Origin of the sequence: Eikenella sp. Marseille-P7795, assembly GCF_916618725.1 — a bacterium.
GTDB lineage: Bacteria > Pseudomonadota > Gammaproteobacteria > Burkholderiales > Neisseriaceae > Eikenella > Eikenella longinqua.
On record NZ_CAKAJZ010000007.1, the window covers coordinates 32,285 to 47,766 of the forward strand.

The 15,482-nt window shown below is 58.0% G+C and carries 15 protein-coding genes; 6 read left to right on the forward strand and 9 right to left on the reverse strand.

Annotation, left to right across the window (positions count from 1 at the left end; translation table 11 throughout):
• Window positions 1-344 precede the first annotated feature (344 nt).
• Window positions 345-881 (reverse strand): crossover junction endodeoxyribonuclease RuvC, encoded by a 537-nt coding sequence (gene ruvC, locus LG371_RS09940; protein ID WP_067595334.1) that lies wholly within the window; start codon window positions 879-881, stop codon window positions 345-347.
• 205 nt (window positions 882-1,086) lie between these two features.
• Between ruvC and minC the strand changes: the two genes are divergently transcribed.
• From minC to glyQ, 5 genes are all read left to right on the forward strand, one after another.
• The gene (gene minC / locus LG371_RS09945; protein WP_067595337.1) at window positions 1,087-1,815 is read left to right on the forward strand and encodes a septum site-determining protein MinC; all 729 of its coding nucleotides are present in this window, start codon (window positions 1,087-1,089) and stop codon (window positions 1,813-1,815) included.
• A 126-nt stretch (window positions 1,816-1,941) separates the two neighbouring features.
• Window positions 1,942-2,754, forward strand: coding sequence for a septum site-determining protein MinD (gene minD / locus LG371_RS09950; RefSeq protein WP_225748390.1), 813 nt, complete (start codon window positions 1,942-1,944; stop codon window positions 2,752-2,754).
• 3 nt (window positions 2,755-2,757) lie between these two features.
• Window positions 2,758-3,030 (forward strand): cell division topological specificity factor MinE, encoded by a 273-nt coding sequence (gene minE / locus LG371_RS09955; RefSeq protein WP_067595344.1) that lies wholly within the window; start codon window positions 2,758-2,760, stop codon window positions 3,028-3,030.
• Window positions 3,031-3,033: 3 nt separating this feature from the next.
• The gene (locus tag LG371_RS09960) at window positions 3,034-3,954 is read left to right on the forward strand and encodes a hydrogen peroxide-inducible genes activator (RefSeq protein WP_067595347.1); all 921 of its coding nucleotides are present in this window, start codon (window positions 3,034-3,036) and stop codon (window positions 3,952-3,954) included.
• A gap of 134 nt (window positions 3,955-4,088) precedes the next feature.
• A complete protein-coding gene (gene glyQ / locus LG371_RS09965) occupies window positions 4,089-4,988 on the forward strand; it encodes a glycine--tRNA ligase subunit alpha (RefSeq protein ID WP_067595350.1) in 900 nt (299 codons plus the stop codon).
• Window positions 4,989-5,052: 64 nt separating this feature from the next.
• Here glyQ and LG371_RS09970 read toward each other — a convergent pair whose 3' ends face one another.
• From LG371_RS09970 to LG371_RS12440, 8 genes are all read right to left on the reverse strand, one after another.
• Window positions 5,053-6,639, reverse strand: a complete 1,587-nt coding sequence (locus LG371_RS09970) for a tannase/feruloyl esterase family alpha/beta hydrolase (RefSeq protein ID WP_225748391.1) — start codon at window positions 6,637-6,639, stop codon at window positions 5,053-5,055.
• Window positions 6,640-6,837: 198 nt separating this feature from the next.
• Window positions 6,838-8,133, reverse strand: coding sequence for an iron uptake transporter deferrochelatase/peroxidase subunit (efeB, locus tag LG371_RS09975; RefSeq protein ID WP_067592432.1), 1,296 nt, complete (start codon window positions 8,131-8,133; stop codon window positions 6,838-6,840).
• 102 nt (window positions 8,134-8,235) lie between these two features.
• Complete coding sequence (efeO, locus tag LG371_RS09980) at window positions 8,236-9,423, reverse strand: iron uptake system protein EfeO (RefSeq protein ID WP_225748392.1); 1,188 nt, start codon at window positions 9,421-9,423, stop codon at window positions 8,236-8,238.
• A 25-nt stretch (window positions 9,424-9,448) separates the two neighbouring features.
• On the reverse strand, window positions 9,449-10,309 hold the full coding sequence (gene efeU / locus LG371_RS09985) for an iron uptake transporter permease EfeU (RefSeq protein ID WP_067592430.1): 861 nt from the start codon (window positions 10,307-10,309) through the stop codon (window positions 9,449-9,451).
• 241 nt (window positions 10,310-10,550) lie between these two features.
• Window positions 10,551-10,949: a hypothetical protein gene (locus LG371_RS09990; protein WP_082890744.1), complete on the reverse strand. Its 399-nt coding sequence runs from the start codon at window positions 10,947-10,949 to the stop codon at window positions 10,551-10,553.
• A 109-nt stretch (window positions 10,950-11,058) separates the two neighbouring features.
• Entirely contained in the window at window positions 11,059-12,780 is a 1,722-nt protein-coding gene (locus tag LG371_RS12430) for a TonB-dependent receptor domain-containing protein (RefSeq protein WP_370632685.1), read from the reverse strand.
• A gap of 33 nt (window positions 12,781-12,813) precedes the next feature.
• Window positions 12,814-13,461 (reverse strand): hypothetical protein, encoded by a 648-nt coding sequence (locus LG371_RS12435; protein WP_370632686.1) that lies wholly within the window; start codon window positions 13,459-13,461, stop codon window positions 12,814-12,816.
• A gap of 75 nt (window positions 13,462-13,536) precedes the next feature.
• Window positions 13,537-14,433 (reverse strand): TonB-dependent receptor plug domain-containing protein, encoded by an 897-nt coding sequence (locus tag LG371_RS12440; protein ID WP_370632687.1) that lies wholly within the window; start codon window positions 14,431-14,433, stop codon window positions 13,537-13,539.
• Between the two features lie 346 nt (window positions 14,434-14,779).
• Between LG371_RS12440 and LG371_RS10000 the strand changes: the two genes are divergently transcribed.
• Complete coding sequence (locus tag LG371_RS10000) at window positions 14,780-15,418, forward strand: hypothetical protein (RefSeq protein ID WP_225748393.1); 639 nt, start codon at window positions 14,780-14,782, stop codon at window positions 15,416-15,418.
• Window positions 15,419-15,482 lie beyond the last annotated feature (64 nt).

The following is a 15,482-nucleotide window of genomic DNA, read 5'->3' on the forward strand; positions in this document are numbered from 1 at the left end:
TCAAAGAAACCAACAGATCAATGTCTAAAACATCGTCTTGTCTTCTCTTAGCAGTGCGGATGCCGAAACATCCACACTTATCGGTAATCTCACTGTTAAAGAACAATTCCGCTCCCGAATAAAAACGACACGTCTCAAAACCAATCAGTCCAACCAATTTCGAAACGGTGCCGTGGAAGCAGCGAAGATGCGAACTATACGCCATCCCCTCCCCACCTGTCAAATACTCAAGAACTAAATTTCTATCCAAAACACTCAAATCCTACATATCATTGAGAATTTAGTTTCAACACCCTCGCAACCGGCCTGCGTCCGACTGATGGCTACCTGAAAATCCTCCAACACTAAACTTGAAACCGCCCCCGCTTTACCTGCATCCCATATTGCAATTTTGCCGCCAAACTGTGATTGCGCAAAGCATGGGTGAGCGCCACCGCCAGCCCGTCGGCGGCATCAGCCTGCGGTTTGCCGGAAAGCTTCAGCATCTGCACCACCATGTGCTGCACCTGTTCTTTGGCCGCCTTACCCTGCCCCACCACCGCCTGCTTCACCTGCAAAGCCGTGTATTCGTACACCGGCAGCCCGCGCAACACCAGCGCCGCCACCGCCGCCCCGCGCGCCTGCCCCAGCATCAGTGTGGCCGCTGGGTTTACGTTCACAAACACCTGCTCAATGGCCGCCTGCGTCGGCTTATAAGTATCGATAATTTCGCCAATGTGCTGCACGATGATGCCGATGCGGCCGGCCAGCTCGTCGCCCGGGATGGTTTTGATGCAGCCGGAGGCCACATAGCGCTGGCTCTGCCCCACCACATCAATCACGCCGAACCCCGTTACCCGGCTGCCCGGGTCGATACCCAAAATCCGTATCGGTTTCTGCATAGTTCTTCCGTTTAATCGCCCAAACAAGTTTTTCAGGTAGCCTCAATATTAGGGATAACAGGCTACCTGAAAACAAATTGGCCGCATTATAAGCCAAGTTTTCAGGTAGCCTCCATGCCCGCCTGAGCCCGCAGATTTGAAGAAGCCTAGATAAAACGGTAAACTGCGAGCCGTTTCAACCTCTATAGAACCCCTCATCGCCGCGATGAAGCCCGCATTCGACATCAAATCCGCCCGTCTCGACGCGCTGGCCATCCAGCTCAACACCGCCGAAGAAGCCGCCATCCGCCGCACGCTAAACGAGCGCGCCGCCCAATACGCCGAGCTCAGCGACATGCCGCTTCTGCTCGACATCCAAGCCTTCAGCGAGCCCGGCGATTTGGATTTGGACGCCATCCTCGGCCTGTTTGCCGAACACGGCCTGCCCATCGGCACCCTGCGCCACCGCGGCGAAGCGTGGCAAACCCTCGCCCGAGAACACCACCTGGCTTTTTGCGAAGAAGGCATAAGCAACAGCGAAGAGCCGAAAGAGGCCGGCAGGCTACCTGAAAAAAGGCCAGCTGAAACTCCGGCCGCACCCCAGCCGGGAAACCGCAAAACCCTCGTAGTGGAAAAGCCCATCCGCACCGGACAGCAAGTGTATGCCGAAAACGCCGACCTCATCGTATTGGGCCTGGTGAGCGAAGGCGCCGAAGTGATTGCCGACGGCCACATCCACGTGTATGCCCCCCTGCGCGGCCGCGCCCTGGCCGGCGCCAACGGCGAGCACAGCGCCCGCATTTTCGCCCAATCCATGCAGGCCGAGCTGGTCTCCATCGCTGGTATCTACCGCACCTTCGACCAGCAGCTGCCCCCACACCTGCACCGCCAAGCCGTGCAGATATATTTACAGAAAGAGCGGCTTGCCATCGCCGCCCTCAGCGACATGATTTAAGGCAACACGCCAAACGCAACAAACTATTTAGGGCTTCAAATTTTCAGGTAGCCTTTTTCAGGTAGCCTCAAGCAGCCCGCACACCATTTCAAACCACAAATTCACCGAACAGAAAGGACTGTTACCGTGGCAAAAATCATCGTAGTAACCTCCGGCAAAGGCGGCGTAGGCAAAACCACCACCAGCGCCAGCATCGCCAGCGGCCTGGCCCTCAAAGGCCACAAAACCGCCGTGATCGACTTCGACGTCGGCCTGCGCAACCTCGACCTCATCATGGGCTGCGAACGCCGCGTGGTGTACGACCTGATCAACGTTATCCAAAACGAAGCCACACTCAACCAGGCGCTGATTAAAGACAAACACTGCGACAACCTCTTCATCCTGCCCGCCTCGCAAACCCGCGACAAAGACGCGCTCACCCGCGAAGGCGTGGAACGCGTGCTCACCGAGCTCACCGAAAAAATGGATTTCGAATTCGTGATTTGCGACTCGCCCGCCGGCATCGAAACCGGCGCGCTGATGGCGCTGTATTTTGCCGACGAAGCCATTGTTACCACCAATCCCGAAGTATCCAGCGTGCGCGATTCCGACCGCATTTTGGGCATTTTGCAGAGCAAGAGCCGCCACGCCGAAAAAGGCGAGCAGGTGAAAGAACACCTGCTGATTACGCGCTACAACCCCGAGCGCGTGGCCAGCGGCGAAATGCTTTCCGTGGCCGATATCGAAGACGTGCTGCGCATCCCGCTCTTGGGCGTGATTCCCGAATCGCAGAATATCCTGCAAGCCTCCAACGTCGGCCTGCCGGTGATTCATCAGGAAGGCGTGGCGGCGGCCGAAGCGTATAAAGACGTGGTGGCGCGCCTGTTGGGTGAAAACCGGCCGATGCGTTTCTTGGAAGCAGAAAAGAAAGGCTTCCTGCAACGCCTGTTCGGAGGTTAAGCCATGTCCTTGATCGATATGCTGTTTGGCAAGAAACCCAAATCTGCCAGCATCGCCCGCGACCGCCTGCAAATCATCATTGCGCAAGAGCGCGTGAAATCGCAGGCGCCCGACTACCTGCCCACCCTGCAAAAAGAGCTGCTGGAAGTGTTGTCGAAATATGTGCACGTGTCGCTCGACGACATCCGCATCTCGCAAGAAACGCAAGACGGCGTGGACGTGTTGGAGCTCAACATCATCCTGCCCGACATCCAGCGTAAACACGAAGAAAGCTAAACCATGACCCTAACCGAATTGCGCTATATCGTGGCGGTGGCGCAAGAACGCCACTTCGGCCGCGCTGCCCAGCGCTGCTTCGTTAGCCAGCCGACTTTATCGATTGCCATCAAAAAGCTGGAAGAAGAGCTCTCGGTGTCGCTGTTCGACCGCAGCAGCAATGAGGTTAAGCCCACCGACACCGGCGAGCGCATCATCATGCAGGCGCACCGCGTGCTGGAAGAGGCCGACCGCATCAAGCACTTGGCCGCTTCCGAGCAAAACGAGCTCTCCGGCGTGTTTAAGCTGGGGCTGATTTTCACCGTGGCGCCCTATCTGCTGCCGCGCCTGATTTTGTCGCTGCGCAACATCGCCCCCGGCATGCCGCTGATGCTGGAAGAACACTACACCGGCAACCTCACCGACTGGCTGAAAAAAGGCGAGCTGGACGCCATCGTGGTGGCCGAACCCTTCCAAGAGCCCGGCATCATCACCGAGCCCTTGTATGAAGAGCCATTTTTCGTGATTGTGCCCAAGGGGCACGAGTTTGAAGAGCTGGACGCAGTATCCGTGCAGCAGCTGATGGATCAGCAAGTGCTGCTCCTGAGCGAAGGCAACTGCATGCGCGACCAAGTGCTGGAAAGCTGCAGCAAACTGGCCTCCCGCCAGCGCATCTCCGGGCTGGCCAACACCCTGCAAGGCAGCTCCATCAACACCATCCGCCACATGGTGGCCAGCGGCATGGGCATCAGCGTGCTGCCCTCCAGCTCGCTCACGGATAACGACCACCTGCTGTTTTCCATCATTCCCTTCGAGCCGCCCGTGCCCAGCCGGCGCATCGTATTGGCTTCGCGCCGCAACTTCGTGCGCCCGCAGGCCTTGCAGGCGCTGCGCCAGGCCGTGCTGCAATCCCAGCTCACCGGCGTGCGTTTTGCCGAAGCCTAAACCGCGGCATAGAGGCTACCTGAAAAAGGCTACCTGAAAACACCCGACCATTTTTCAGGTAGCCTTTAGCTTGGTTTTGTTTCACCTGCAAACCAAGTAAAATAGCGCGATTATTTTATTCACCCCACACCACCATGCTCACCTTCCAACAAATCATTTTCAAACTGCAAAACTACTGGGCCGGCCAAGGCTGCACCCTCCTCCAGCCGCTCGACATGGAAGTCGGCGCCGGCACCTCCCACCCCGCCACCTGCCTGCGCGCGCTCGGCCCCGAGCCCTGGTTTGCCGCCTACGTGCAACCCAGCCGCCGCCCCAAAGACGGCCGCTACGGCAACAACCCCAACCGCCTGCAACACTACTACCAATTTCAGGTAGCCCTCAAGCCCGCCCCCGCCAACATCCAAGACCTCTACCTCGATTCCCTGCGCGAGCTCGGCATCGACCCCAAAGTCCACGACATCCGCTTCGTGGAAGACGACTGGGAAAACCCCACCCTCGGCGCCTGGGGCCTGGGCTGGGAAGTGTGGCTCAACGGCATGGAAGTCACCCAGTTCACCTATTTCCAACAAGTCGGCGGCATCGACTGCACCCCCGTGCTCGGCGAAATCACCTACGGCATCGAGCGCCTCGCCATGTATCTGCAAGGCGTGGAAAACGTTTACGACCTCGTGTGGGCGCAAACCCCCGACGGCCGCACCATCACCTATGGCGACGTCTACCACCAAAACGAAGTGGAACAATCCACCTACAACTTCGAATACAGCGACGCCGACTGGCTCTTGCGCCAATTCAACGACTACGAAGCCCAAGCCAAACGCCTGCTCGCCGTGGAAGACACCAGCCTCGCCCTGCCCGCCTACGAGCTCGTGCTCAAAGCCGGCCACACCTTCAACCTGCTGGACGCACGCGGCGCCATCTCCGTTACCGAGCGCGCCACCTACATCGGCCGAATCCGCGCCCTAAGCCGCGCCGTGGCGCACAAATATGTGGAAAGCCGCGAGAAACTGGGTTTCCCGCTGATGAACAAACCATAAGCGGCAAGCAGCAAAAAAGGGGTGGAATGTTCCAACCCTTTTGTTTTGCCTTCACGATATGGCATTAGCGCCATTCGCGGCATTCAAAACTTTCCGCCTTATCGACATCCCCGCCAGTATAAAACGCGATTTTCGGCCAGGCGCAAACCGGCATCTGTTTGTTCGGGAAGGACTTGCCTTGTGCAATCATGCGCTCGGGAGCTTGGTTTTTGCCGTGCCAGTTTTCTAAAAGCGTGAGCAGGTCGAAGTCGTTGAAGGCTTGTCCGCCGCCGCAGTGGTTCATGCCCGGCACCATAAACAGGCGGCTGAAACTTTGGGCGTTTTGTGTGTCGGCGTTCATCTGTTTGAACCATTCCACCTGGTCTTTGGCGGAGAACACGGGGTCAGATACGCCTGTTAAAACAATCAGTTTGCCGCCATGTGCTTTAAAACTCGACAAATCGGTGGAAACCGCGTCGTTAATCGCACCAGTTTGGTAGGTTTTGGGCGTGTCGCGGTCGAAATCGAATTTATGCAAATCAAAATTTGGCACGGCGGGGGTCATGAAATACCAAGTCAGCGAGCCTGCACCGAGCGTTACGCCTCGTGAATCGGGCTGGGCGGTTTGCGAGCTGCCCAGTTTCCATGCGCGCCAGTCGGGCTGGTTTAAGCCTGTGTCGTAATACCAGCCGCTGTAAATTGGGTTGCCGCGCGAGTCTTTCGCGCCGTCCATCACGGCTTGGAGCGCGGCGGTTTTGGCGCGGGACAATCCTGCGTGTTCGGCTTTGAAATCGCAGCTTTCCCACGCGTTGATGATGCCGTCTTTCAAGCCGTCGCGGGCATCGCAGCGGTTTTTCACGGCTTGGCTGACTTTATCCAAATCGGCTTGGGTCAAAGCGTTGGCCAGGATTTTGTTGCCCTGCGCGTCTTTGGGGGCGATTTTCATGAATTGTTGGTAATCCCACTGCTGGGCAACGGCGGCGCGGGAGAGGCGGAAGCCCGGGTTGGCGGCAATCACGCCGTCAAATTCCAAAGGATAACGCTGGGCGGCCATCATCGCCTCGCGTCCGCCGTTGGAGCAGCCCATGAAGTAGCTGTGCTGCGGGGCGGCGGCATACATTTTTTGAATCAAAGCCTTGGCAACGGCAGTAACTTTGCCGGTGGACTGGTAGGCAAAATCCAGCCGCGCCTGCTGGTCTGCGCCGAAATCGGGCGTGGGTGTCGGGTGTCCGCCGTCCATGCTGACCACGGCATAACCGCGCATCAGGGCAGGCGCGGCAGTGGAAGTGCGCACGGGGATATTGCCGACTGCCGGCGCGACAAAGCCGTCCACCCCGCCGCCGCCTTGAAACAGAAAATTGCCGTTCCAGTTTTCAGGCAGGCGAAGCTGGAATTTGGTGCCGTAATGCTTGCCGTCCGCGCCCGTGCGCGCGCCGATTTCGCCTTCGACGATGCAGTGCGGTTTCGCCTGCTGGCTGCTTGTTGAACCACCCGTGAGCGACGACATTTTGTCCGCGCCGATTTCGCCGTTTGACCATTCGGCTTTGGTGATGGCGGTGTCGGGCAGGGCTGCGTTTTTCAGGGCAAGGCATTGCTGCTGCGGCGAAGCCTGGGCGGTGGCGGAAACGCCTGCCCACAACAGCAGGGTGGCAATGGGGGTGAATTTGTGCATGACGAACTCCCTTTAAACAGTGTGAAAAAACGGTCTGCCGCGATGATAAAGCACCATACCCGGAAAGACCATGCCAAGATTTTTCAGGTAGCCTGATTGAGCCGGGCGCAAGGGCTACCTGAAAACCAAAAGGCTACCTGAAAACGAGCAACGCGAGTTTCTGCGAAGCTAAATTTTTCAGGTAGCCTTTTGGCTGCCTCACAATACGTTGGCCAGCAGGCTTTGGCCGAGGTAGCCGCCCTGCTCGGCGCCGGGCAGGGTGAAGAAGTAGCCGCCGCCGAAGGGACTGATGTATTCCTCGAGCGGTTCGAAATCGAGCAGCTTCTGCACGAAGATGAAGCCGTCGTCGAGGTTGGCCTGATAGCAGATGAAAATGAGGCCGACGTCGAGCTGGCCGGATTTGGCCAGGCCGCGCGAGTAGTCGAAGGGGCGGCGATAGAGCAGGTGCCGCTTCATGAATTCAGGGTCGCGCGGGTTGGCCAGGCGCATGTGGCTGTCAGCGGGAAGGGTTTTGCCTTCGGGGTCGGAAGCGTAGTTGGGGATGTCGCCTTCGTTTTTCATGCCCAGCGGGGCGCCGCTGTATTTTTCGCGGCCGAAGATGGTTTGCTGTTCTTGCAGCGGGGTGCGGTCCCAAAATTCGACGAAGTGGCGGATGAGGCGCACGGCTTGGTAGCTGCCGTTTTTGGCCCAGGCAGGCTCGTCTCGGCTGTTTTCGGCCACGCCGCTCCACAAGACGGCGTCGGCGGTTTCGGGCTTGGATACGTCGGGGTTGCCGGAGCCGTCGCGGAAGCCGAAGAGGTTGCGGGCGGCGAGTGCGCCGGGCTCGGCCTTGGGCAGGAAGCCGTCGATGCTCCAGCGGATGACGGCGAATTGGGCGGTGTTTTTAATGATGTCGCGCAGGGCGTTTTGGCAGGTTTCGGGGGTGAAGGCGCAAATTTGCAGGCTGAGGTCGCCGTCGCACCAGTCGCGTTGCAGTTTGTCGTTGGGGAAATCTTTCATTTCCTGGAGGTGTTTGGGCTTGTGGGGGGCGAGGCCGAAACGTTCGTCAAACAGGCTGTTGCCCACGCTGAGGGTGATGGTGAGGCCGTCGGGCCGGATGACTTTGCCGAGGATGCCGCTGCCTTGCGGGGGGAGTTTGGGGTCGCCGTCTTGCAGCTCGCCGCCTTTGGTGAGGAAGTCGGCGCGGGCGGTGATGGCGCGGAAGAGGTGTTCGAGTTCTTTGGGGGTTTTGGCGAGCACGTCGAAGGCGGCCATGATGGCGAATTGTTGGTGCGGGGTGGTGATGCCGGCTTGGTGGGTGCCGTAGAAGGGGAAGCTTTGGCTGGAGTGGTGTTCGGGGCTGTTGCCGCCGTTTTGCGCGGAGCCGCTTTCGGCATTTTGCTCTTTACTGCCCATGCCGCAGGCGGCGAGCCCGGCGGCTGCGGCGCCAACGGCGAGGCCTTTGAACAGGGTGCGTTTGGAGGGGGATTGGGGTTGCTGGTCGTTGGGTTGCATGGTTTCTCCTGCTGGGGAAGTTTTCAGGTAGCCTCTGGGACGATAGAGGCTACCTGAAAACGGGATTCCCTTTTTTAAACTGGGTCAAACATTTCGGGCTGATTAGTTCAAACCGAGAATGCCGCGCAGTTTGGCCAAGTCTTCAGCCAGGGTGTTAATCGGTGCCTGCAAGGTTTTGCGGTCGGCTTCGGTGAGCTTGTCGTAGGGCTCGAAGCCTTTGTCGTTGCGGTATTTAGCGAGGATGTCGGTAACCTGTTTGAAGTTGGCATCCACTTTTTCCAGCAGGGCTTTGTCTTTCTCGGCAATCATCGGGCGGAAGAGCTCAACGATTTTCTGCGCGCCTTCCACGTTGGCTTGGAAGTCGCTCAGGTCGGTGCGGCTGTAGCGGTCTTCCTCGCCGCTGATTTTGCTGTTGGCCACTTCTTCAATCAGCACGGCGGCGCCGCCTACCACTTTGGTGGGCGGGAAGGTAAGGATGTCGATTTCCTGTTTCAGCTTCTGCACGTCGGCCAAGAGTTTGTCGGCCACGGGCTCCATGCCTTTGGTGGTGTTCAGCGTCCACAGGGAGTGCTCGATGCGGTGGAAGCCGCCGAAGCCTTCATCTTTCTCGCCGAGCTTGAAGTCGTCGGCGCGGGCGTCGATGGCCGGGTCGAGCTCGTTAAACAGCTCGGCTATCGGCTCGATGCGCTCGTAGTGGCTGCGCACGTCGGCAAACATGGCTTTGGCTTCTTCGGTGCGGCCGGCTTTCACGGCGTTCACGAAGGCGGTGGTTTTGGTAACCAGCTGATCGGCTTCGTTTTGCACGTATACTTTGTAATCCGCCAGGGGCTGTGCCAGTTTTTCCATATCGGCTTCGCCAGCGGTTTCTTTAAAGCCGCTGTCGGTAACCACCAGCTTGCCGCGCGGGTTGTTCAAGAGGCCGCAGGTCATTTCGTATTCGCCGGGCAGCAGGGTTACGGTCATCTTATCGCTCAGGGTCGGGGCGATGTTTTCACGCTCATCCACCACCATCACGCCTTTGAGGATTTCCCATTCCAGCTTGCGGGCGCTGTTGTTTTTGATGTTGAACACTACCTGGCCGCTGGGCACGGTTATTTCCATCGGCTCGCAGGCGTGGTCATTCACCGCGATGTTGTAGCTGCCGTCGGCATTGGGGGTGGCGGCGGCACCGGAAGCGGCAGACGCGCCTGAAGCGGCAGGCTGGCCGGAAGTTTCGGCAGCCGGCGGCTGGCAGGCGGCCAAACCGAAAGCGGCAAACACGGCCAAGGCGGTAAGATTCAGTTTCTTCATAGTAAGACCTTTCACATGGCAAAACTTAAGGGGTTGGAGAAGATGCAGCGGCGGCAGCCGGCTTGCTGCCGCGCAAAAACAGAAACAACACCGGAATCAGATAAGCAAAATACAGAATAAAATCAGACAGCACCGGATGGTGCGTGTAGCCGAAGAAGCCGCCCATCAGCACGCCCAGCGGGCTATCCTCATGCAGCACGCCCGACCAATCCAGCGGCATCGGCGAAGACCAATCAAACGGGTTCACCTGCCACACATTCCACACCCCCGCCTCATGCAGCGCGCGGAACGCCCCGGCAGTGAGCCCGGCGGCCACAAAAATCAGGAAAATGCCCGTCCAGCGGAAAAAGCGCGCCAAATTGATGCGCACCCCGCCTTGGTAAATCAGCCAGCCCACCACCACCGAAGCCGCCAGCCCCAGCACCGCGCCCAGCGGCATGGCCGCACTCTGGCTCTGGTTGAACACCGCCAGCAGGAAAAACACACTCTCCATGCCCTCGCGCGCCACCGCCAGAAACGCCATGCCCACCAGCGCCCAGCCGTGGCCCTTGCCCCGGTTCAGCGCCGCCGTAACCGACTGCTGCAAATGCTGTTTGATCGACTTAGAAGCCTTCTGCATCCACAGCACCATATAAGTGAGCATCGCCACCGCCACCAGGCCGATCACGCCCACCACAAACTCCTGCTGCTTCTGCGGAATCTCGCCGGTTTCCTTATAAATCAGCCAGCCGGCCAGCAAACACATACCCGCCGCCAGCACCACGCCCAGCCACACCTTCGGCATCATGCGCTGGTAGCCGCCCTGCTTCAAAAAGCCGGCCACAATGCCCACAATCAGCGCCGCCTCAATGCCCTCGCGCAACATAATCAACAAGGCAATCAGCATGGCTGCCGCTCCTTTACATAAACTTGAACTTGCCCGATTATATCCCCGCCCTCTAGCAAAATGCAAACAATTCCCAATTGAATTCAAACAAAATCCACCAGCATTCACAAGCAATTAAAAAGCAAAAGAAAACCAAAATGCCCGGCCGTCTGCCGCCGGGCATTCCGATGATTTTGTTATGGTGGTGAACACCTCTCCGCACAAGGCCGGCACAGGCTACCTGAAAAATTCCAAGCCCGCCCTACCACCAATACGGGTAATACGGCCGATACATCATCCACTCCAGCTCACGCCGCCGCTCGCGCCGCTCCAGCTGTGCCAAGCGCTCCCGATACACCAAATTCTCCCAAGCCATCCGGTAGCAGGCCTGAAACGCCGGCTCCGACACCTTGTCCGCATATTCCAGCCGCAGCTTGGCCTTCTGCTCATCCGGCACACCCAGATAATCCTCCTGCTGTAAAGCAATCAGCTGCGCCGCACGCCTATCGCACTGCGCCGCCAGCGCCACCGCCGTCTGCTTCATCTCCCGCTCCCGCGCCGCCTCATAGGCCGCACGCTGCTGCGGCGTCATCGCGCAACCCGCAAGCAGCAGGCCGCAAAAGGCTACCTGAAAAATAGGTTTCATCCGTTTCGCATTCATCGTTTTCCTCCTTAAGCGGCTGTTTCATCCGCCGATTTATCATACACCATCCAACCGGCGGCTCAAACCGCCCTTTCGTTTTTCAGGTAGTCTTTTACTTCATGCTCGGCTAAAACCTGGCCTTGATGCCGAACGTTACCGTCCTGCCCGGGCCGGGGGTGGGCACGTTGCTCATCGGGTCGAGATAGTAGCGGTTGGTGAGGTTGTTCACGCCGAGGTTGAGGCTGAATTGCCTGCCGATGCGGTAGCGGGCGTAGGCATCCCACACAGTGGAGGCGCGCCAGTGGTAGGCCGTACCGGTGGAAGTGAGCAGATGCCCCATGCCTTGTTCGATAAGCCGGTCGTGCTGTTTGCTGCTGCGGCGGCTATGGTGGATGCCGCGCACGCCGAGTTCGAGTTTTTCGCCCAACAGCCGCACGCCCAAATCGAGGTTAAGGGAATATTTGGGCTGGATGGACTGATAAAACCGCGTCGCGCCGATGCCGCCTTCGATGCAAGCAGGCACGCTGTTGTAGTACATATCGTAGGCGAAGGAGAGGTTTTCATCGCAGGTTTGCTGTTTCAAGCGATAAGTACCGCCAAGCGACATGAAGAAGCGGCCGAAATCGAAGCGGCTTTGCAACTCGATGCCTCGGGTGATTTTGCGGTCGTATTGGATGAGGTCTTTATTGGCGGCGGTGTCGATGACGTTTTTGATGGTGTTGGAGAAATAGGTGAGCCGTACGTCGCCTTCGCGTAGTTTTCTCCACAACGGGGCGAAGTTATAGGTGTAGCCGACTTCCCAGTTGGTGCTGCGCTCGGGCTTGAGGTCGAACGAGGGCAGCATGGCATCCAAATACACCGCGCCGAAGCTCATATTGGTGGCTTCGTAGATGCTGGGGAAGCGCGTCATTTGCGCCCAGCGCAGGTGCAGGCGGCTGTTGTCGGTCAGGTCGTAGCTGAGGGCGACCATGGGCGACCAAGCCGAGCCGTTGAGGCGCTTCACCGGCGGGAAGTTGGCATCGCCCGTTATCGTGGTAGAGAGATGATGGGCTTCGGCAGTGAGATCCGTGCTGGCAATATCGTTGCGGCGGGTGCGGTAATCAGGCGAAGTGTCATCATCGGTGTTTTCGTAATATTGGCTGGCTTCATAACCGTAATCAAACGTATAGTTGTCGTCATTGGGATAATATCCGAAGCGGGCGCTGCGGCTGATACGCAGGTAGCGGTAGTAGCTGCCCTGCCTGCCCTGCGGGTTGCTCACGCGCTGGTCGAAAAAGCCGTTTTCAAAGGCCGGGCCGTGGAATTTGCGGTTGCCGTATTCCACGATTTTGGGGCGCATCGGGCGGTAAAGTACGGTGCGGCTTTCATCGAAAGCCTGATAATCACCGTTGCCGTCGATATAGCCGGTGTTGCCGTTTTGGTCGTGGCGCGACAGGCTCTCGTCGGGATAGAAGCCGTAGCGTTGCTCAAATTCGCGGTAAATGGGTTCGTAATTGTCGGGGTCGGCGGCGATGGCGGCGCGGGCGCGGTTGTAGGCGGCGATTTCTTCGGGCGTCATCACTTGCAGATACGGCAGGGCGATACCGCTGATCACGTCGCCGCCGTCCGCGCTGTAAGTAACGGAATAGGCGGGGTTGCGGCTGGCGCTGGCGCGGGCGAGCAGGTCGTCGAACGCCCAAAATCGGTCGTAGCGGACGCCTGCTTCGATTTTCAGGCGTTCGGTCGGCCGCCAGTCGAAACTCAGTTGTGCACCCCATTCCTTGCGCCGTCCGGAGCGCAGGCCGGTAAGCTTGGTGAGCGCGGTTACGGCATCCATGATGCCGAAGAAGTCTTTATCGTTTTGCGCCACTTCGCTGCTTTCATCCAGCTTCTCGTATTGGTGTCAGGCGGAAAGGGTAAAGCTGAAATTGTCGCTCAAGCGCATGCGGTTGCTGATGTTGAAGCCGGTGCGGGTGGCTTTGGTGGTTTGCACCGCGCCGGAAAATACGGTGTTCGCGCCGTCGATAACGGGCGGGTTGTTGGGCGGATTGTTGCGGTCATAGCCTTCGTCTATCAGTTCTTGGCAGCTGGCGATGCCGCGTGCGGGGTCGGGCTGGAAGTTGTGGCGGAAGCAGCGTGCCCAGGCATCGTATTTGGCATCGCCGTATGGCACGGCCAAATCGGGGCCACCGCTTTGGTGGCGGGTGCTGTTAGTGCGCACGCGCCAGATGTCGGCTTTAAGGTCTATCCAGCGGCTGCCTTCGGGCTGCCATTGGTAGCCGAGTTTGTAGGTGCGGTTGCGGATGTCGGAATCGATACCCTGCACGGGGGCGATGTCGTAACGCTGCCGCCGCATATTGTATTCGCTGCTGTAGCCGAGCAGCAGGGCGTTGATGAAGGGGTTCATCTCGCCGAAGCGGATTTTGGTGTCCATGTAGTGCAGGTTGATTTGCTGCTTGTGCGGCAGATACCAGTTGTTTTTCAGCAGTAGGCTGCGGCTGGCCACGTTGCTGTTGGGCACTTGCTCGCCTGGGCGGTAGAGCGCGGCCATGTCGGGAATCAGGACGTTGGAAAGGTAGGCACGCGGATCTTCGCTGTCGTATATGGCATTATTCAGGTAGCCTGCTCACGCCGCGCTTGCCGCTGAAATAAGTACCTTTGCGGCGGTCGCTGTAGGCGATGAGGCCGTCTGAAACATCGGTTTGAAGGCGTTAGAGAACAATAGGTTACGGTCGTTTTTAAATTCGCTAAAACGGCTGCTTTGGCGTGGTTTGTCGGCATCCGAGCCATAGAAATTGAGTCCGGTGAAAGGTACGCCGCCTCCCAACATGCCGGATGCGCCATCGGCAGTGGGGTTGCCGGGCATGGTGCGGTAGTCTTTGCCCAAGTAGTCGTTGAAATTCTGAATCTGCTCGGCAGTGTTGTTGGAAAACTCGGTTTTCAGCTCCACGCCCCAGCTCTTGCCTTCGGGGATGATGTCGGCAGGCTCGATGGTGCGGATGGACACCGCGCCGCCCACGCCGGATTTCACCCCGCGCGTCATGGCCGGGCCTTTTTCCACCGTGATGCTGCGAAACAGGGCGGGATCGACATAGTTGCGGTCGGCAATGCCGTAGTTGTTCATCCACACGTCCACGGTCTGCTCCGTGCCGTCGATGGTAACGGGGATGCGCCCTTTGCCGCTGATGCCGCGTATATTGGGCGTAATCGCGCTGCCCGCATTGCGGGTATTCATGTTGTACACGCCGTTGAGGCCTTTGAACACGTCGCTGGCGGCATCGGTGCGGTAGCGTTCTAGGTATTCGCGGCCGGCGTAAACGCTGGACACGTTTTTACGGTACACATCGTCTGCGCCGCGCTGGTCGCGGCTGCGGCCTTTGATTTCGATGGTTTCGAGCTCGCCGGCGGCGGGCGACGCACCATCGTTCTTGGCTACGGCCGAATCGGCCACAGCCTGCATATGGGCAAAGGCGGCGGAAAGCAGCAAAACTAACAAACGGGGGCGGAATGCTTGGGGCTTCATGTTAATATCCTGCAAAGAATAGTCATCAACAATCAAACAAAGCAGCTTATTTCCCTATTTTTTATCAGTGTATTTTTAACTTTTGTTAAATTAACTGGCATACTATTAAAATTAAGAATTATTTTCAATAGCACTAAAGGGTAGTTTTTAGGATGCTGCGACCGTAACAACAAAACAACCCTGCCTTGCCGCAAAGCTGTTTTATTTTTTCAGGTAGCCTTCCGCCGGTTTCCCCATTTTTGAAAAACTAACGATTATTCTTTACAATGGCGCCCCAGCAGCGATGCTGCCCAGTAAACAACCAAAAAAGGAATCAACTGATGAAATCCAAACAAGCCTGTGGCTGTTGTGCCTTTCCGCCGTGCTCGGCCTCTCCGCCTGCGGCGGCAAAAGCGAAGGCCAGGCTCCTGCCCAGCAGGAAGGCCAACCCCAGGCACAAAGCCAAGACAACGCCCAACCCGAAGCTGAAAGCAAGCCCGAAGCTGCCGCTATGGACAACTTCCTGAGCAACGCCGAAGCCCTGCAAGCCGCCGAAGATTCGCTCAAAGCCCTGCCCCAATTTGAAGGCAAGCCCCTGAGCATCTTCCAAAACATCCAGTTCTACGGCGGCAGCCGCCCGCGCATCGAAATCGACGTGCAAGACCCGAACAAGCCGGAAAACATCGACCACTACACCTACGAAAACGGCCAGTGGAGCGAGCCCCAGCCCGTGCAGATTTCCGGAGGCGGCGACATGAAACACAACGTTACCCCCTTGGCCGACATCAAGTTTGCCACCGTGGCCACCATCGCCCAAACCTGGGCCGAGAAAGCCAAGGAAGTGGAAGCCACCGAAGCCGAGCTCGATTTCGTGAGCTTCCAACTGTGGGTGCCCAACCAAACCGCCGCTGGATTACCTCTTCCATCGAAACCCCGCGCGCCAAATACTCAGTTGATTTCAAACTGGACGGCAGCCTGCAAGAATTTAAGAAACGCTGATTCTTAAAGCAATTTGGCAAGCAAAAGGCTACCTGAAAACCGAAATTTGGTTTTCAGGTAGCCTTTTTATG